We start from the raw sequence: 18221 nt of genomic DNA on the forward strand, positions 1-18221 counted from the left end.
GCAGACCCTGCAGGCCCTTCGGGCCGGGCAAAACCCGGTGCTGACGCACCGGCTACACCCCGGCCGCCGGCGTGCTGCTCACGCCGGAGCGCCAGCTGGCAGGGGCGCATTTCCGCGTCATGCGCTACCGCATGAAAAACACCGGCTACGTCACCCTGGCCCTGACGGAGAGGCAGTTCTGGCAGAAGGGGGTGCGCGCCGTGATGCTGTCCACCCGTACCCTTTATGCGGGCGGAGAGGGCTATGTCTGGGTGATTTTTTCCACCGATGAAGGGGGTGCATCGTGAGCAACATCAACACCGTCACCCGCCGCCGTCAGTGGCTTATAGCAGGCGGGGCGCTGGCGGCCATGACCGTTACCGGCGGCGGCATCTGGTTTTACAACCAGCATCAGGCGGCGCTGAAGCACCAGGCAGCGCATAAGCCTGCCGACCTGACCGGCTCCGGGCTGGTCACGCCCACCTTCACCGACGCGGTCACAACCTCCGTGCTGGCGCAGCAGCAGAACAAAACGGCCGGGCTTGAGCAGGGTCTGAAGGACCTCAACACCAAAGTCGACAGCCAGGCGGCCTCGCTCGACCGGAAGCTGGAGCAGATCACGGCGGCACTGGACAAGCTTCAGTCGCAGGGTACGCATGCCGCGACGCAGCCGGGCGCATCCGGCACGCCGTCAGCGCCCGGTGCGGGGCAGAACGGCCCGGTTCCGCTGGGACCGGCCGGACCGGCGCAGTGGCGCATCACCGATCCGGCAGGCGGTCCCGCCAGCGGTCAGGGCAGCCGTTTTTATCCCGGGCAGGCTCAGGGCACGCTGCCCGCTGCTGCCGCGTCGCAGACGGGCGGACTGATGCGCAAAACCTTTACCTACGCCTCGCTCAGCCGCAAGTGGCCGCATCTGCCGTGGATTTCGTCCGGTTCGTTTTCACAGGCCGTGATGATTGAGGGGGCCGACGCCAACGCCAGCGTGACCGGCCAGCAGAACACCACGCCGGTGGTCCTCACCCTGATAGGCGATGTGTCAATGCCCAACGGCAAAACCTACAACCTGGATCAGTGCCGCGTCACCGGTGAAATCTACGGGGACATCTCCAGCGAGCGCGGTGAGGTCCGCACCAAAAACATCAGCTGTAACCTGAAAAACGGGGATCACATCGATATGCCGTTTGAAGGGCACGTGGCTTATCAGGGCAAGCAGGGCATTCGCGGCAAGCCGGTGATGCGTAACGGACAAATCCTCTGGAACGCGGGCGGTGCAGGCTTCCTGTCCGGCCTCGGAGACGGCTTCAAGTCGGCGGCCACGCCCATGGTGGGCCTGGGCGGGGCGACCACCATCGGGGCCGGCGACATCCTGAAACAGGGCTTCGGCGGTGGTGCCAGTAAGGCGGCCGACACGCTGAGCCAGTACTACATCAAACGTGCCGAGCAGTATCACCCTGTCATTGATATCGGTGCCGGTAATGCCGTGACGGTGGTGTTTCAGCAGGGTTTTCGCCTGAAGACCATTGAGGAGCAGGAGGCCGAGAAAGACAAACAGAATACCTCGCAGGTTCAGGTGCAGGAAACGGCGGCTAACACGCCCGCAGTAAACGCCAGCGGCAACCGCCCGGCGGTGCTCGACCCCAATGAAGTACTGAAGCAGGCCAGCCAGCTGCGGCTGGGTGACACCATCAACTGACAGGAACACGCCGATGAAACAGTGGTACGTACTGCAGACGCTCTCGGGACAGGAAAAGCGCGCGGAAGCGCATCTGATAAACCAGAACGTGGAGTGCTGGTTTCCCCTTTACACCGGCAGGCGGCTGGCAGACGGGAAAATCACCTCCCTGAAGCCCACACCGCTGTTTCCCGGCTATGGCTTCGTCTGCTTCGATCCGGAAGAAATTCACACCACGACAATCAAGGCCACGCGCGGTGTCTCGCAGATTGTGCGCTTTGGTGAGCGCCTGGCGGTCATGAGCGATGAGCAGATGAAGGCGCTGAAGGCCGGCGCGGGGCAGGTGGCTCAGACCTGCGAAAAGCCGCCGGTGCACGGTGACAGGCTCATTCTCGAAAGCGGCGTGTTTGAAGGGTTTGAGGCGGTGTGGCATGAGCCTAAAGGTGCCAAGCGGGCTATCATGCTGATCACCCTGATGGGCCGGATAGTGGAGCTGGATATGAGGAAAGCGTGTAAAGAGGGGCTGCGTTTCCGGTTTAAAAACAGCGGGGAGGTAAGGGTATGAACCTCAAACCCATTGAGTACGATACCAGGGAACACCGGACAGCTCTTCTGCTTACGTTTCTTATGCTGGCGCTCAACCTCGGCACTGTTGCCATCATGCTTGAATGGGAAGTGGGGCCATCCGGGGGCATAACGTGGCAGTTCTGGCAGATACTGTTCCTGCCTGCTTCGTCCACGCTGGCCATACAGCTGCTTTCTTTCGGCAGCGGGTTGAGTATGGTCCCGGTTTTCTCAGGGTTCGTCACCTGGATCATCGTGCCTGTGGGCTGGCTGGTTGAGGTTGCCCGAGCCGGCCAGCTTCAGGTGGCCAGCAAAGCATTCCTTTATACGGGACCCTGCTCAGGGGTTCTGCTTTCGTTCGGCGCTGCTGTATTTGTGCTTCTGTTCGAAAAAAGACACCTGTAAACGGGACGGGCAGCAATGAAAAAATTCAGTTTCAGTATCTGTGTGCCACTGCTGGTTAAGGAGTGAAAGAGTATGACGACCAGTAAGGCGTTAAATAACCAATCATCGAAGAACCTGCTTTCACTACTCTTACTCGCGGGGTTTTGCGGGTTGCTGACGGTGCCGGTGAAGCCGCCCGGGGAAGGGTGGTTTACCGGCAGTATTCATGACACCGACGACGGTCCGGTCTGCGTCTGGCTCCGTCCGCTGACGGCAAAGGCGGACGAATGAAACGATTACTCCTGATGCTGTGTCTGCTGCTTTCCATGACGGCCGTCAGGCCTGCCATGGCAGGCGGCAGTAACGCCGGTGACGGCCGGTGGGTAAATCCCATCAGCGACGTCTGCTGGAAATGCCTGTTTCCCATGACGCTCGGCAGCATTCAGCTGGCGTCTGGCGCGCACCCCGACACGCCGAACCCGTCGATGCCGATTCAGCTGTGTCCCTACGGCATCTTTTACCGTCTGGGGCTGGCCATCGGCTTCTGGGAGCCGCTGGCGCTCACCGACGTCACGCGTGAACCGGGTGTGATGGTCAACATGGGCGGATTCAAAATCGACCTGGGACGCACCGGCACCGGGACCGGAGGACAGAGTGACAGGCCCGCGCCCGGGGCCTTCTATCACGTGCACTGGTATAAATACCCGCTGCTGTTCTGGCTGAACATCATCACCAGTACCGGCTGTATGCAGACCGGCGACATGGACATTGCGTACCTCTCGGAAGTCGATCCGTTGTGGAACGACAGTACGCTCTCGATGATCATCAATCCGGAGGTGGCGCTGTTCAATAACCTGCTTGCGCAGGGGGCCTGTGCGGCTGACTCCATTTCGTCCACGGCGGGCATGCCGCTGGACCCACTTTTCTGGTGCGCAGGTGCGCAGGGCTCGATGTACCCGTTCACGGGCTATACCAGCAACGAGTTTTCACCGCTGGAGGCGTCCCTGCTGGTGACGGAACGCATGGCCTTCAAGCTGCACCGCGAGGGGCTGGTGATGGAGACGGTCGGGGCCGACACTGCAGTCTGTTATGAATATCCGTCCCCGATCATCCCTAAATCGCGATGGCGCTATCAGATGGTCAACATGTATCCCGAACCCAGCGACTGCCATCCGTTCGGGACCTCGACGCAGCTGTGGGGCAGCACCCACAACAGCCCGGCCACGAAGAAGAACTTTGGCTATCTGCTCTGGCGAAAGCGTAACTGCGTGTACCTCTGACGGCCCGCTGACGCAGCGCGTCGCCCGGCAGAGCCTGACTTATTCAGAGGATTTTCCATGAAAACTTTCCTGATGACGGTGCTGGTACTCGGCACCGTGCTCACGTTCGCCCGTGCGGCCGAACAGCCTGCTGCCGGTCAGAACGACGTGGCCTGGATGAAACAGCAGCAGCGCGACCTGGAGCTGTTCAAAAAGCAGCTTCAGGGCACGAATATCGCCCTGCCGGATGCGCAGCAGGGGCGGGTGACAGCGTTTCAGAACGAGATAGCCGCAGCCCAGGCCGGACAGAACAGCGCCAGCCGCGAAGCGCCCAGGGCCGTTTACTTTGTGAGCCTGGGAATTCCGCAGGAAGGCCTGCTGCCGATGCTGGAGGATGCGCGCCGCTTTGGCATCCCGGCGACCATCCGCGGGCTTGTGGACAATGATTTCCGCAAAACCGCCTCGATGATGTTTGAACTGTCAAAAAAGGACAAACAGGCCGGCGTACAGATCGATCCGACACTGTTCAGGCAGTACGGCATTAAGGTCGTACCGGCACTGGTGGTGACCTGTGGCGCTGAGTTCGACGTGATTTACGGCAGTCTGGAGCTGAAACAGGCGCTGAAAGAGGTGCAGCAGCGCGGTGACTGCGCCGGTATCAGATAATCTGCAAAACATTCGTAAACACTGTTTTAAGGTCTTCCGGATAAACCCGGAATGATCTCTGTCACCCGCGACACTGTGGATAAGTGGAAAAGGCCTTCGCTTGCAGCGGCCGCAGGCGTCCGCGCCGCTCAGAATGGGAGTCGCTCCCGCTAACGCGGGCCTCGACAGCACATCACTTTAGTTACAGCATACAGTTATTCACTGTAAACAGCACCTGCGCAGTTCTGACACCTCAGTGCCCCTCCGAGCAAAAACCGGAGCCGGACCTGAAACCCCATCGCCCCCACTGACCAGCCGCCGCCGCCCGGCCCGCAGGGCCGGAACTGCAGTGGCTGATTAATGGGTGTTGTAACTAATAGCTCTGGTGTTGCTGTAAGTGGAGTTGCTGCAGGGTACAGTGAACACGCCCGTAAGCGGCCCTAACGGCCCGCTAACGCGGAGATATGCCCCGACTGCGGCTACGCCTTGTCGTGACCACTCCGACGGCGTACAGTGGCTGTCGTGCGGCGGTTAGCGGGTCTGGCTTCGCAGGGCGAAGTAACCGACAGGCAGAACCTTTCATCACGTAACCGGCTTCGCCGGGCTACCGGCGCCATGTGGCCAGTTCATCCTGGCGGGCATCAGCTGGCGCCTTCATGCGCTGTCGCGCATAAAACCTGATTCAGTGCAGGAGATATCCTCATGCAGAACGTTGATGATGACGAAGTTCAGTCCACATACCGGGAAGCGTGCAGACTCACCGGCATGGTTTGTCTGAGGAAAGCGGGTGATGGTGACGTAATCAGCCGCGAAGAGATCAAACGTGATCTTATACTTTTGCTGAGGGCTCGTCTGGAGCGAAGTGATAAGGTTGAACCCACTCTCATGTGTAAGCGTCACATTTAGACTGTCTGTGCAGCGGGCTCCGGTTCCGGGAAAATAGTGTCCATCATTTTTTAATGGACACTATCGCGTGAAACACCGAACATGGCTCCTTGAGGCGCTTCGCCTCCATTTTGATGAAAAGCTGCCGCGTATTGAGGCCGGGCGCAGGCTGGGTATCCCCAAAACCACCGTCTGCGATCTCTTTGTCCGCTTCCGGAAGGCCGGTCTGTCATGGCCTCTGCCGCCACGGATCAACGCCAAAAATCTGGATAAACGACTTTACCGGGAGGACTCCCGAAAATCGTCTGTCCTTCCTGTAGCCTCTACCCCGGCTCCCGGTGAAATCCCTGTTGCCCGTAAGCGGCCCCGACGTCCCAACTTCCCCCGCGACTTCAAAATCGCCATGGTGGAGCAGTCGATGCAGCCCGGCGTCAGCGTGGCACAGCTTGCCCGCGAAAATAACATTAACGACAATCTCCTGTTCAACTGGCGGCGACTTTATCAGCAGGGGCTGCTGGCTGCGCGGACAGATGCGCCGGTCATGTTGCCCGTGACGCTCGCTGCTGAATCAGGCTCCGGACAGCCTCATCCACCATCCGTTCAGAGCGACGATGCCCCCTGCTGTGAGCTGGTTCTGCCCGCAGGAACGCTTCGTATCAGCGGAAAACTGACGCCGGAGCTGCTGCAGATGCTCATCCGGGAAATGCAGGGAGGGAGCCGGTGATATCACTCCCTGCAGGCTCACGCATCTGGCTGGTTGCCGGCGTCACGGACATGCGCAACGGCTTCAATGGCCTGGCTTCCAGGGTGCAGAACACGTTACGGGATGACCCGTTCAGCGGGCATCTGTTCATCTTCCGCGGCCGGCGCGGCGACATGATAAAGGTACTGTGGGCTGACCGGGACGGTCTGTGCCTGTTCACCAAACGGCTGGAGCGGGGGCGCTTCGTCTGGCCGGTGACCCGTGACGGCAAGGTTCATCTGACGCCGGCGCAACTGTCCATGCTGCTGGAAGGCATTAACTGGAAGCATCCCCAGCGGACGGAACGCCCTGGAATACGCATATAACCTGCTGTAAAGTGGGGTTATGGAGACCTCATACCCTGATGAAAACGCCCGGCTCAGGGCGCTGCTGCTGGAGCAGCAGACCACCCTCCGCAAAATGGCGGAGTATAACCGCCTGCTCTCACAGCGGGTGGCGGCGTACGCCAGCGAAATAAACCGCCTGAAAGCGCTGGTTGCTAAGCTGCAGCGCATGCAGTTCGGCAAAAGCTCCGAAAAGCTGCGTGAGAAAACGCAGCGCCAGGTACGCGAGGCAGAGGAGCGCATCAGCGCCCTGCAGGAGGAAATGGCGGAGGTGCTGGGCGAGCAGCATGACCCGGCACTCCCGCAGCCGCTGCGTCAGTCGTCTTCCCGCAAACCGCTGCCCGCCTCGCTTCCCCGCGAAATCTGCACGCTGCCGCCGGCAGAAACCGCCTGCCCGGCATGCGGCGGTGAGCTCAGCGCGCTGGGCTGCGACGTGTCGGAGCAGCTGGAGCTTATCAGCAGCGCCTTTAAGGTTATCGAAACGCAGCGGCCGAAGCTGGCCTGCTGCAGCTGTGACCACATCGTTCAGACAGCCATGCCCTCAAAACCCATAGAGCGCAGCTATGCAGGCCCCGGCCTGCTGGCGCGCATCGTCACGGCGAAGTTCGCAGAGCACACGCCTCACTATCGTCAGTCAGAGATATACCATCGTCAGGGCGTGGAGCTGAGTCGCGCCACGCTGGGTCGCTGGTCCGGCGCGGTGAGCGAACTGCTGGAGCCGCTGTACGACCTGCTGCGCCAGTACGTGCTGATGCCGGGCAAGGTGCACACCGACGATATCCCTGTGCCGGTACAGGAGCCGGGCAGCGGCAAAACGCGCACGGCCCGGCTGTGGGTATACGTGCGGGACGACCGCAACGCGGGCTCACAGCTTCCACCGGCGGTCTGGTTCGCGTACTCGCCGGACCGGAAAGGCGTACATCCACAGCAGCACCTTGCGGGGTACAGCGGTATCCTGCAGGCGGACGCTTACGGTGGTTATAATGCGCTGTACGAAGATGGCCGCATAACCGAAGCGGCCTGCATGGCCCATGCCCGGCGAAAAATCCACGACGTGCATGCCCGGACACCGACCGACATCACAACCGAAGCGCTGAAGCGTATCGGAAAACTGTATGCCATCGAGGCGGAGATACGCGGCAGCCCGGCAGACGAGCGGCTGGCGGTACGTAAAGAGCAGACTATCCCGTTAATGCAGTCACTGTACGACTGGATACAGGTTCAGATGAAGGTACTGTCGCGCCACTCGGACACGGCGAAGGCGTTCGCCTACCTACTGAAGCAGTGGGACGCGTTAAACCTGTACTGCAGCAATGGCTGGGCGGAGATCGACAACAACATTGCGGAGAACGCGCTGCGTGGCGTAGCCCTGGGCCGGAAAAACTGGCTGTTCGCCGGTTCAGATACAGGCGGAGAACGTGCGGCGATCCTCTACTCTCTGATCGTCACCTGCCGGCTTAACGGCGTTGACCCCGAGACGTGGTTGCGTTACGTCATCGGTCATATACAGGACTGGCCGGTGAACCGGGTCCGCGATCTGCTGCCATGGAAGGTCGAGCTTCCCTCTGCCTGAACGTCAATACGGTCTGAATGCGACGCTTACACTTAATGTGGTTTTTTACACGATTGACCGGCAGACCCCTCTACTGACCCTTTGTCGCTAATTTGACAGACCTCCGGCAGGCATCTGGCATCCTACTCATCACACCCAGTCGAGCAAATTTCTGTACCTTGCCACCATCCTTCTCTGCCTGCGCCACTCCTGCCAAAGAATATCTTCTGCTCCCAGTCTGCTGCCATAAGGCCGTGTGCAGGCTGAAATCCTGAAAATCACTCGGATACGCCGTGAAATCAAAAGCGCTTTTATCCCGAGAAATGTCGCCCTGCACTGTCTCTCAAAAAAGTAGTGCGAGTCATCAGTATCAGTACTTTCATCGTATGCATCACTGATGATCCTGACGGCCTGTGAATGTGCAAGAAAAAGGTCAAACTGCTTTTGCACTATTTTGAGCGGAAAAGCGTATGAAATTTCTCTCATTCTGTTGATTTCTGGAACAGGGAAGTCAGTTCTTGCCCTGCGGGTGCCATCCGGAAGCGGTTCCCCCCAGTCCCCTGATACTCTCACACATTTTTCTGCGAAAACCTCAAGTAAAACAATAACCTCAAGGGCATGAAGTCGGATTGTTTTTTTTCTGACACTGAGATGCAGGTTATAGCCGTATAACAACAGTGCTGTCAGAATTGCTATGACAGGAAGTGTGATAAAGATGAAGTTATAACTCAAGGTATGCTGTCCTGTGGACTCATGTATCACTCAAAGCAAACGGGGCTTCTTCTGAGAAGGAGCTGTGCATTCAATAAGTTGAGCGTACGTTTTACAGTAGATGCTCCGTCAGCGAAGTCTTTCAGAGGCTTTTGCGTTCTGATCATGGCAGCGAGCGCTGACGATGGCGAAACTCAACACGTTACTTCTGTTTGCAGCATATAAGTTCAGCGTTATTCATTATATTCAGCCACACTGCAGCGTTCTTCATGGTACTTTCCGGCCGTTTTCTGTCCCTGAAAAGTCTACCAGGGGGCGGCTCAGTATCCCTCTGGGATGCAGGCAGGAACTGTATATTGCTTGCCCGGAAGGGATAAAACTGACGGAGCAACCACCGGTCGTCAGCGTCCGGCCATGCCCAGACGCTGAAATATTACACGCTTTTTCGTCAGTTATGTTTCCCCTGCACCATGTCGCCGATTTTCCGCTTTACGAGCTGAAACCCCGTAAAATTTACGCTGGCACACAGGCTGTCAAGCTGCATGTTAAGCGCTTCTGCAAGCATTCGGGCAGCATCCTTGTCCATAATGTTTTTGTTTTTATTCAAAAAGACAAAGTTGCTGTTTATCCTGTCGTACTGCTGAGTGTAAATACTGTATTTCTGACTTCCTGACTGTTTAAGAAAATTAAACTGATCGATACAGATATTCCCGGAGCCAGGAATAGTATTACCGTATGTCAGTGATGACTTGTCATTTATATAATTACTGACCTGTGCATTATGGCTTTTACTACCGGTGGTTGTTGCTACGCCATTTCCAGTCGTACAGCCACTGATTATAACAACCGAAAAAGATAAAATAGCTGTAGTTGCATTCCTTTTCATAACATTCCCTTTACAGTTTATATGTCTTAAATGATTAATCAGATGCTCAGGGGGAATTAAAAAACAAAATAACGTAGAGGTAAAGCAGAAAATAAAAAAAACCACTTATACCAAGTGGGTATTGAGTGTGTGGGTTGCAGATTTTTAATTTTAACTAATTGTTTTAAATTATTTTTATTGTTTTTTTCTTGATACTAATCAAAGAAACTATTTCATATATAAATCGATTACAACGATCATTGCCAAAAACTTGATAGCTACTGACTATCATATTGCTTAGATTGATCGGTTTAATTGAATTTACTCATAGGGAAGGGATGATTATTTTAATAGCGGCAAGCTTTGCATATATCGATATTTTCCGTTTTTATCCCGTTACCCATTTTGCCGCTGATTCCTCTCCGTTGAGGCGGCATTCTTTTTGAGATCTTAGGAATGTTTTGCTCAAGGATGAGAAGGTCTGTTTCGTCTGTTCTTATATTAATCCAGGTTTTTCTTGTTCTGTTTCCATCCTTTACCGGCGTGGCACGCGCAGCGGAAATACATTCTTTTCAGGAAATGAAGACGACAATGTCGGCTATTTCAGACCTGACGAAAGCCGGATCTGGTAATTCAGGAGAGGCAGTAAGGGACGAAGACAAATCAGCTGATACTTCTTCAGTAAATATTCATTCCTACAGCCCGGGATATATCCCGGGCCCTCCCGTAGCCGGGGGGCCGGCTCTGATTTCATCTCCGCTTCCCTCCTTAGGCATACCGGATAAAACGGCCAGTGACGGCAGCGCCGCCCGCCGTGCGGATGACGGTTTCTGGAAACAGGACGGCGGCGAAATACAGAGTTCGCCCTACAGCGGACAGATGTCGCAGGCAGCCGGCGTGCTGTCCTCCGTCAGAAACAGCGAGGAGGCGGTGAACTACGCGCGAAGCATCGGTCAGGGCCTTTTAAACCAGAAAATCAACGGCTGGATCAGCCAGTATGGTACCGGCAACGTGTCGCTGGGCAGCGACGGACGCATCAGCGGTGACGTGCTGCTTCCGCTGTATGATTCACCGGATAACGTTCTTTTTTCGCAACTGGGCACGCGTAAAACCACCAACCGCAACATCGTGAACGTGGGAGCCGGGTGGCGGCACTATCTCAACCGGTGGATGCTGGGCCTCAACAGCTTCTGGGATTACGACCTTACCGGCCATAACACACGGCTCGGGGTGGGGGGCGAAGCCTGGACTGATTATCTTAAACTCGCGGCGAACGGTTATTTTGGATTAACCCGCTGGCATCAGTCGGTTCTGGACGCGATGACTGACTACGACGAAAGGCCGGCAACCGGCTTTGACCTGCGTACAGAAGCCTTTCTGCCTTCCTACCCGCAGCTCGGCGTGACATTCAAATACGAAAAATATTTCGGAAAAGGGGTCGACCTGGCCGGGAGCGCCTCAGCCGACGCGCTGCGTAACAGTCCGTCAGCATTCTCCTACGGACTGAGCTGGACGCCGGTCCCCCTCGTGACGTTAAGCGCGACCCGGAGCAGCGGCGACGATGCAGACACCCGGCTGGGCGTTTCGTTTACCTACCGGCCGGGGGTTCCCCTCAGCCATCAGACCGACCCGGACTACGTGGATCTGTCCCGCAGCCTGGCTGGAAACCGTTACGATCTGGTTGATCGCAACTATGACATCGTCATGCAGTACCGTAAGCAGACGCTGCTGAGTATTTTTCTGCCGCCGCAGGTTAACGGGCACGCGCGGGATACGCTGACGCTGGCTGCCGTTGTCAGCCGGTCAAAATACGGCCTCAGGGACATTGACTGGACGGTTTCCCCGTCTTTCCTTGCGGACGGGGGGACGCTGCAGAGACTTTCATCGCGGGAAGTGCGGATGACGTTGCCGGCCTATCAGTGGGCCCGGGCGGCGGCCGGACCGCAGACCTACACGCTGAGCGCGGTGGCGACTGATTCAAAAGGCAACAAGTCAGACACCGCCACTACCGTTATTTCGGTTTCGCCGTCCGGCAACGTTGTTAAAACCCTGACAATCACACCCGACAGGCAGATTGCAGACGGAAAAGCACGCTCCCTGGTGACGGCACGGCTTGTGGCCTCGCAGAGGCAGGTCAGTTCCCTGTCTGAAAAGGACGGAGTTAAGGGCATGCGGGTTACGTTCAGTGGTCAGCGTGTGTCTGAAGGCCCCGGGGAAGCGCGGAGCGGCAAACTGACGTTCATGCGTAAAGACGGAAGCGGGCGGACGGAGGGCCCACTCAGCACTGACGCCGATGCGCAGGGGCGGGCCGCGGTGATGGTGAGCGCCTCAGTGTCAGGGAACTATCGCATCAGGGCGCTGATGGACAACGGAAACTACAGTGATTCCACAATGACGTTCGTGGCGGACGCGGCGACGGCGAAGGTGGCCGCGCTGACGGTGACGTCGGACGGCGCGAAGGCGGACGGCAGGGCGGCGGACGGGCTGACCGTGACGGTGACGGACGGCAACGGCAACCCGCTGGCCGGGCAGGAGGTGTCGCTGGCGGCGACCGGCGGCGCGGCGGTGGCGGAGAGCGTGACCACCGGGGCGGACGGCACGGCGGCGGTGAAGGTGACCAGCACGAAGGCGGGCGCGAGCACGGTGACGGCGACGCTGGGTGAGAGCAGCCGGCAGGCGAGCGTGAGCTTCGTGGCGGACGCGGCGACGGCGAAGGTGAGCGCGGTGGTGCTGAACGGCACGGCGGTGAGCAAGGTGGCCGACGGTGAGAGCGCCTTCACCTACACCGTGACGGTGAAGGACGGCAACGGCAACCCGGTCACCGGCGTCACCGTGAAGCCGGCGGCGGATAAGGCCGGTGTGACGGTGAAAGCGGCCGGGGCGACAGACGCTGCCGGTCAGGCCACGGTAACGCTGACCAGCAGCACCCTGGCGGTGGCGGACATCACCGTGAGCGCGAAGTTGGGCAGCACGGCGGCCGTGAGCGCTGACAGGGCGGTGAGCTTCGTGGCGGACGCGGCGACGGCGAAGGTGAGCGCGGTGGTGCTGAACGGCACGGCGGTGAGCAAGGTGGCCGACGGTGAGAGCGCCTTCACCTACACCGTGACGGTGAAGGACGGCAACGGCAACCCGGTCACCGGCGTCACCGTGAAGCCGGCGGCGGATAAGGCCGGTGTGACGGTGAAAGCGGCCGGGGCGACAGACGCTGCCGGTCAGGCCACGGTGACGCTGACCAGCAGCACCCTGGCGGTGGCGGACATCACCGTGAGCGCGAAGTTGGGCAGCACGGCGGCCGTGAGCGCTGACAGGGCGGTGAGCTTCGTGGCGGACGCGGCGACGGCGAAGGTGAGCGCGGTGGTGCTGAACGGCACGGCGGTGAGCAAGGTGGCCGACGGTGAGAGCGCCTTCACCTACACCGTGACGGTGAAGGACGGCAACGGCAACCCGGTCACCGGCGTCACCGTGAAGCCGGCGGCGGATAAGGCCGGTGTGACGGTGAAAGCGGCCGGGGCGACAGACGCTGCCGGTCAGGCCACGGTAACGCTGACCAGCAGCACCCTGGCGGTGGCGGACATCACCGTGAGCGCGAAGGTGGGCAGCACGGCGGCCGTGAGCGCTGACAGGGCGGTGAGCTTCGTGGCGGACGCGGCGACGGCGAAGGTGAGCGCGGTGGTGCTGAACGGCACGGCGGTGAGCAAGGTGGCCGACGGTGAGAGCGCCTTCACCTACACCGTGACGGTGAAGGACGGCAACGGCAACCCGGTCACCGGCGTCACCGCCGTGCCGGCGGCGGATAAGGCCGGTGTGACGGTGAAAGCGGCCGGGGCGACAGACGCTGCCGGTCAGGCCACGGTAACGCTGACCAGCAGCACCCTGGCGGTGGCGGACATCACCGTGAGCGCGAAGTTGGGCAGCACGGCGGCCGTGAGCGCTGACAGGGCGGTGAGCTTCGTGGCGGACGCGGCGACGGCGAAGGTGAGCGCGGTGGTGCTGAACGGCACGGCGGTGAGCAAGGTGGCCGACGGTGAGAGCGCCTTCACCTACACCGTGACGGTGAAGGACGGCAACGGCAACCCGGTCACCGGCGTCACCGTGAAGCCGGCGGCGGATAAGGCCGGTGTGACGGTGAAAGCGGCCGGGGCGACAGACGCTGCCGGTCAGGCCACGGTAACGCTGACCAGCAGCACCCTGGCGGTGGCGGACATCACCGTGAGCGCGAAGGTGGGCAGCACGGCGGCCGTGAGCGCTGACAGGGCGGTGAGCTTCGTGGCGGACGCGGCGACGGCGAAGGTGAGCGCGGTGGTGCTGAACGGCACGGCGGTGAGCAAGGTGGCCGACGGTGAGAGCGCCTTCACCTACACCGTGACGGTGAAGGACGGCAACGGCAACCCGGTCACCGGCGTCACCGTGAAGCCGGCGGCGGATAAGGCCGGTGTGACGGTGAAAGCGGCCGGGGCGACAGACGCTGCCGGTCAGGCCACGGTAACGCTGACCAGCAGCACCCTGGCGGTGGCGGACATCACCGTGAGCGCGAAGGTGGGCAGCACGGCGGCCGTGAGCGCTGACAGGGCGGTGAGCTTCGTGGCGGACGCGGCGACGGCGAAGGTGAGCGCGGTGGTGCTGAACGGCACGGCGGTGAGCAAGGTGGCCGACGGTGAGAGCGCCTTCACCTACACCGTGACGGTGAAGGACGGCAACGGCAACCCGGTCACCGGCGTCACCGCCGTGCCGGCGGCGGATAAGGCCGGTGTGACGGTGAAAGCGGCCGGGGCGACAGACGCTGCCGGTCAGGCCACGGTAACGCTGACCAGCAGCACCCTGGCGGTGGCGGACATCACCGTGAGCGCGAAGTTGGGCAGCACGGCGGCCGTGAGCGCTGACAGGGCGGTGAGCTTCGTGGCGGACGCGCCGTCTGACGCTAAGTCGACTTTTGTGGCGTCACCCTCCTTGGTGGTGGCTGACGGCAGCACTATTAGCACGCTAACGCTGACCCTGAAGGACGTGAACGGCAATGCTGTTACGGGTGCCGCCAGCACCCTCAACCTCACTGTTTCCGACAGCAACAGTGTTACTGTCAGTAGGCTCGACGAAAGCAGCGAAGCGGGCATTTATACGGCGAACTTGACCGGCACCAAGGGCGGAATATTTACAGTGAAGCCCTCTTATGGAAGCAGAGTGCTCGGCAGCCTCAACGCTGTGGTCGGACTCTATAAAGAAACTTTTACGATCGAGGTCAATTAAAAATGAAGTTAAACTTTATGAAATATTTTACTTTTTCTCTATACGTGCTCTTCAGCTATCCAATGGCGGGAATTGCGATGGATTGTTACATCTCGTCATCAGGAGAAGCTCGTGATACAGACTATCTATCCGCCCTTGCTTTCCTCAACGGACAGGATAATGGAAAAAAGATATGGGAGTCGAAAGTTTATCATAGGTCCATACATTGTAATGCCTATGGAAACAGAGGAACTGAAAATGTTTTTCTGTTCCCTCTCCCTCTTCGTGCCGCTTCAGGTAGTCCGTTGGGTTCTGAAAACTTTCCGACGGGTATAAAGTTCGGGATTATTTTAAACGGTAAGGATTACGGCACTTATGATCCTTCATCGAAAATTTTATACTCTATTGATACAGGATGGAACGTTAATACGACTGGTGACAGTAGGTCGTTTACATTTCAGATTTATCTCATTAAAGATGGTGATATAGACGTCAGCAGAGTTTCAGATGTCCTGAGAATATTTCAACTTGATGGTCAAGGAGGAATTAACACCAACCCAGATGCTAAAAACTATTCTTTCTCATTAAGTGGAATGTCAAATATGGCTTCGGTATCCTGCGATACTCAGCTCAAAAAAAATGGTTTGACATTAAATAATATCCTAACCTCTAAAGCACTGGCAGGTACTTATAAAGAGAATGTCAATCCTGTTACATTAGCGGTGCAATGCACCAGTAGTTCCAGTTCGGCGCTTGCTAATGTTAAGAGTGTGAATGGTAATGTTTTATTTGCTGGGACCGAATTTAGTGGTAATAAAGAGTATTTTTCAACTGGTGTTGATGGTTTAGGTGTGGAGATATATTACGGCAGTGATAAAGTGAACCCGAATGGTAATATATCAGTCAGCATCCCAGTATCGAATGGTTCAGGTGAATTTCCGTTAGAATTAACTCTTATTCCACATCTTAAGAACCTATCTCTTGGCGTGCCACTATGGTTATTTAAAGATAACAGTGAAATCCCCAAAGCCAATATAAATTATAGTTTTTCGATTACATCGTTGGGGCAGAATTAAGATGCGTCACTTAATCGCATAACCTTTTGTAAAACTGTGATGCTACCGACTTACTGATGAGGACGGTCGGCACGTCTTCGTGAACGCATTATTGTCACGCTGGAGCGTCTTCTGAGGCTGCTGTTGACCGCTGTATGAATCACGCCTGAAGGGAAAGCTGCACATTATCAGCAAACGTTACACGCAGCGCATTGAACGGCATAACCTGAATCTGAAACAGCATCTGGCAAAGCTGGGACGGAAGTCACTGTCGTTCTCAAAATCGATGAAGCTGCATGACAAAGTCATTGGGAATTATCTGAACATAAAACACTATCAGTAAGTTGGAATCATTAACGATGCTGAGGTATTCTAAATCTGCCGATATGCACGACAAAATCATCGGTATTTTCATTGAACGCGAGGATTACGCTTGATCAACTCATTGTATACGCTACCCATCAGTAAGTTCGCAGCATTATCTAGAATATCATTATCACGATTCAATTTAAAAAATAAAATAAATTTAGTGACACTCTTGTGCTTCCTGAAGGTTAATAAAGGAGGTTTTTATTATTTTTACTGATTATTCATTTGTCTTAATGCGTATCTTTTTCTCCCCTAGAAGAGGTTGAAAACCAGTCAATAGAATACGAAAGATATCAGAAATTTCACTCCATTTTAAACAGACAAATAGATCCCAGCCGCCCAAGATTCGGCGTTTGCTTTCGTGATAATGAAAAATAGGTAATGCCTCTAATTGGTTAAATGTGATGTATAATATCGGCTTTTAAAGTTCGCTCATGGCCAGCATTAACGTTCATTGTCCCCGTAGTCAGTCCGCTCAAGTTTACCGTCATGGTCAGAACGATTTTGTTGAATAAATAAGATTTCGGGTGAGCTTCTCTGTAGTCCGCTGAGTTTTCAGGTAATTCGCACGCTTTCAGGTATACCCGCGGTCATCATTTTGTTCAGTGCGCGCGCCATAGCCAGTGCCTCTGCAACCTCATCATCGTAGTCTCGCAATGTCAGTGAACCACCGACCAGATGTTTTATCCTGTACATGGCAGTTTCCGCTATTGAGCGCCGGTTGCAATCTGTTGTCCATTTCCACCGGGCATTGCTCCCACTCATTTGCAACAGCACGGTTACGGTCTGCGTAATCAGCAGGCCAGTAATCTGCTCCCTTTCTCGGAGGGATTGTAAGCACACCCGTTTTAGTTCCAGGCATTTTTTGAGATCCCGGCCAAATGATTGTGTTGCCGATATTCCTCCGGCGTCATATTGTTCAGTGATTCATGCGGGCGTTCACAGTTATATTCTGACACCCACCTTTCCGTGATTTCCCGCACTTCATTCAGCGTTCTGAACAGATAAAAATCGAGTATTTCTGTACGGTATGTTCGGTTAAAGCGCTCAATAAAAGCGTTCTGCGTCGGCTTACCCGGCTGAATAAATTCCAGTTTTACTGCATGTTGCTCTGCCCATTCAGCCAGTGCAAGTGAGATAAATTCCGGACCATTATCCATGCGAAGCATGACCGGATAGCCGCGATTTGCCGCAATCCTGTCGAGTACACGGACCACGCGCAAAGCTGGCAGATTCAGATCGATTTCAATCGACAATGCCTCACGGTTAAAGTCATCAACGACATTGAACGTGCGAAAACGACGGCCACAGACCAGAGCATCATGCATAAAATCGACAGACCAGCTCTGGTTTAGCGCTTCCGGTGTGGCCAGTGGCGAGGGATTACGCACCGGCAACCGTTGTTTGCCTTTACGGCGAAAATTCAGCTTCAGCAGACAATAAATACGATGGATCCTTTTGTGATTCCACGGGTATCCCTGCCGCCGCAGAACCTGGAAAAGTTTTGGAAAACCATACCGTGGGTATCGCTCAGCCACTGCCTGCAACGCGACAATAACGGGTTCGTCACGCGTGGTATCAGGACGGTAATGATAAACCGTTCTGCTCAGGTTCAGACTCCGGCAGGCCTGACGGATACTGAGTCCAAATGTCGTTATCAGATGAGTGACCAGCTCACGCTTAAAGGCTGGTTTTAAAGCTTTTTTTCGATAACGTCTTTCAGCGCCCGGTTCTCAAGGCTCAGGTCGGCAAACATCTGTTTGAGACGCCGGTTCTCGTCCTCAAGATCCTTGATCTTTTTAATATCAGAAGCCTCCATGCCGCCGTATCTGGACTTCCAGTTGTAGTAGGTGGCTTCAGAGATACCGGCCTCCCGGCAGACATCTTTGACGGTTCGTCCGGCTTCAACCGATTTAATTACGGCAATGATCTGATGCTCAGTAAAACGGGCTTTACGCATAGCGATCTCCTTTGT

At 56.6% G+C, this 18221-nt stretch carries 15 protein-coding genes and 4 pseudogenes; 14 read left to right on the forward strand and 5 right to left on the reverse strand.

Annotated elements, in window-relative coordinates; all coding sequences use genetic code 11:
• Positions 1–53: 53 nt before the first annotated feature.
• The 7 genes and pseudogenes from GC087_RS24315 to trbC all read left to right on the forward strand — a co-directional run.
• Positions 54–287 (forward strand): annotated as a pseudogene (locus GC087_RS24315) (TraK domain-containing protein); the annotation flags it as partial.
• Positions 284–1672, forward strand: coding sequence for an F-type conjugal transfer pilus assembly protein TraB (gene traB / locus GC087_RS24320; RefSeq protein WP_205954794.1), 1389 nt, complete (start codon positions 284–286; stop codon positions 1670–1672). The pseudogene GC087_RS24315 and the gene traB, both read left to right, overlap by 4 nt.
• A gap of 13 nt (positions 1673–1685) precedes the next feature.
• On the forward strand, positions 1686–2216 hold the full coding sequence (rfaH, locus tag GC087_RS24325) for a transcription/translation regulatory transformer protein RfaH (protein WP_205954793.1): 531 nt from the start codon (positions 1686–1688) through the stop codon (positions 2214–2216).
• Positions 2213–2620 (forward strand): hypothetical protein, encoded by a 408-nt coding sequence (locus tag GC087_RS24330; RefSeq protein ID WP_205954792.1) that lies wholly within the window; start codon positions 2213–2215, stop codon positions 2618–2620. The genes rfaH and GC087_RS24330 overlap by 4 nt, the downstream gene beginning before the upstream one ends.
• Positions 2621–2782: 162 nt before the next feature.
• A pseudogene (locus tag GC087_RS24335) lies at positions 2783–2890 on the forward strand (hypothetical protein); the annotation flags it as partial.
• Positions 2887–3879 carry a conjugal transfer pilus assembly protein TraU gene (traU, locus tag GC087_RS24340; RefSeq protein ID WP_088900842.1) on the forward strand — a complete coding sequence of 331 codons (993 nt, stop codon included), beginning with the start codon at positions 2887–2889 and terminating at the stop codon, positions 3877–3879. The pseudogene GC087_RS24335 and the gene traU, both read left to right, overlap by 4 nt.
• Positions 3880–3936: 57 nt before the next feature.
• Positions 3937–4524, forward strand: coding sequence for a type-F conjugative transfer system pilin assembly protein TrbC (gene trbC, locus GC087_RS24345; protein ID WP_324030782.1), 588 nt, complete (start codon positions 3937–3939; stop codon positions 4522–4524).
• Positions 4525–5157: 633 nt separating this feature from the next.
• Here the strand turns inward: trbC and GC087_RS24350 are convergent.
• Positions 5158–5403, reverse strand: coding sequence for a hypothetical protein (locus GC087_RS24350; protein ID WP_205954760.1), 246 nt, complete (start codon positions 5401–5403; stop codon positions 5158–5160).
• A gap of 73 nt (positions 5404–5476) precedes the next feature.
• Here GC087_RS24350 and tnpA point away from each other — a divergent pair, with 73 nt between their 5' ends.
• Genes tnpA through tnpC form a run of 3 tightly spaced genes read left to right on the forward strand, consistent with a single transcriptional unit; the run spans position 5477 to position 8047 of the window.
• Positions 5477–6112, forward strand: coding sequence for an IS66-like element accessory protein TnpA (tnpA, locus tag GC087_RS24355; RefSeq protein ID WP_205954759.1), 636 nt, complete (start codon positions 5477–5479; stop codon positions 6110–6112).
• On the forward strand, positions 6109–6456 hold the full coding sequence (gene tnpB, locus GC087_RS24360; protein WP_043143335.1) for an IS66 family insertion sequence element accessory protein TnpB: 348 nt from the start codon (positions 6109–6111) through the stop codon (positions 6454–6456). Before tnpA ends, tnpB begins: the two co-directional genes overlap by 4 nt.
• Before the next feature lie 19 nt (positions 6457–6475).
• Positions 6476–8047 (forward strand): IS66 family transposase, encoded by a 1572-nt coding sequence (tnpC, locus tag GC087_RS24365; RefSeq protein ID WP_324030783.1) that lies wholly within the window; start codon positions 6476–6478, stop codon positions 8045–8047.
• A gap of 129 nt (positions 8048–8176) precedes the next feature.
• Here the strand turns inward: tnpC and GC087_RS24370 are convergent, their stop codons facing one another.
• On the reverse strand, positions 8177–8758 hold the full coding sequence (locus GC087_RS24370; protein WP_064352141.1) for a hypothetical protein: 582 nt from the start codon (positions 8756–8758) through the stop codon (positions 8177–8179).
• A 427-nt stretch (positions 8759–9185) separates the two neighbouring features.
• On the reverse strand, positions 9186–9623 hold the full coding sequence (locus tag GC087_RS24375) for a YuaE family lipoprotein (protein WP_064352142.1): 438 nt from the start codon (positions 9621–9623) through the stop codon (positions 9186–9188).
• A gap of 570 nt (positions 9624–10193) precedes the next feature.
• Between GC087_RS24375 and GC087_RS24380 the strand changes: the two genes are divergently transcribed.
• The 4 genes and pseudogenes from GC087_RS24380 to GC087_RS25895 all read left to right on the forward strand — a co-directional run bounded on the left by GC087_RS24380 (position 10194) and on the right by GC087_RS25895 (position 16761).
• The gene (locus GC087_RS24380; protein WP_324030784.1) at positions 10194–14843 is read left to right on the forward strand and encodes an Ig-like domain-containing protein; all 4650 of its coding nucleotides are present in this window, start codon (positions 10194–10196) and stop codon (positions 14841–14843) included.
• A 2-nt stretch (positions 14844–14845) separates the two neighbouring features.
• On the forward strand, positions 14846–15898 hold the full coding sequence (locus tag GC087_RS24385) for a hypothetical protein (protein ID WP_205954044.1): 1053 nt from the start codon (positions 14846–14848) through the stop codon (positions 15896–15898).
• Between the two features lie 127 nt (positions 15899–16025).
• Positions 16026–16220, forward strand: a pseudogene (locus GC087_RS24390) (IS1 family transposase); the annotation flags it as partial.
• Between the two features lie 460 nt (positions 16221–16680).
• Complete coding sequence (locus GC087_RS25895; RefSeq protein ID WP_205954047.1) at positions 16681–16761, forward strand: IS1 family transposase; 81 nt, start codon at positions 16681–16683, stop codon at positions 16759–16761.
• A gap of 40 nt (positions 16762–16801) precedes the next feature.
• On the opposite strand, the pseudogene GC087_RS24395 reads toward GC087_RS25895, so the two are convergent.
• Positions 16802–17078 (reverse strand): annotated as a pseudogene (locus tag GC087_RS24395) (IS5/IS1182 family transposase); the annotation flags it as partial.
• A 16-nt stretch (positions 17079–17094) separates the two neighbouring features.
• A protein-coding gene (locus GC087_RS24400) for an IS3 family transposase (RefSeq protein WP_103848104.1) occupies positions 17095–18206 on the reverse strand; the annotation gives its coding sequence in 2 pieces (ribosomal slippage) (positions 17095–17945 and positions 17945–18206; 1113 coding nt in all).
• Positions 18207–18221: the final 15 nt, after the last annotated feature.

The sequence above is a fragment of the Pantoea sp. JZ2 genome, assembly GCF_035191405.1.
Lineage (GTDB): Bacteria > Pseudomonadota > Gammaproteobacteria > Enterobacterales > Enterobacteriaceae > Pantoea > Pantoea stewartii.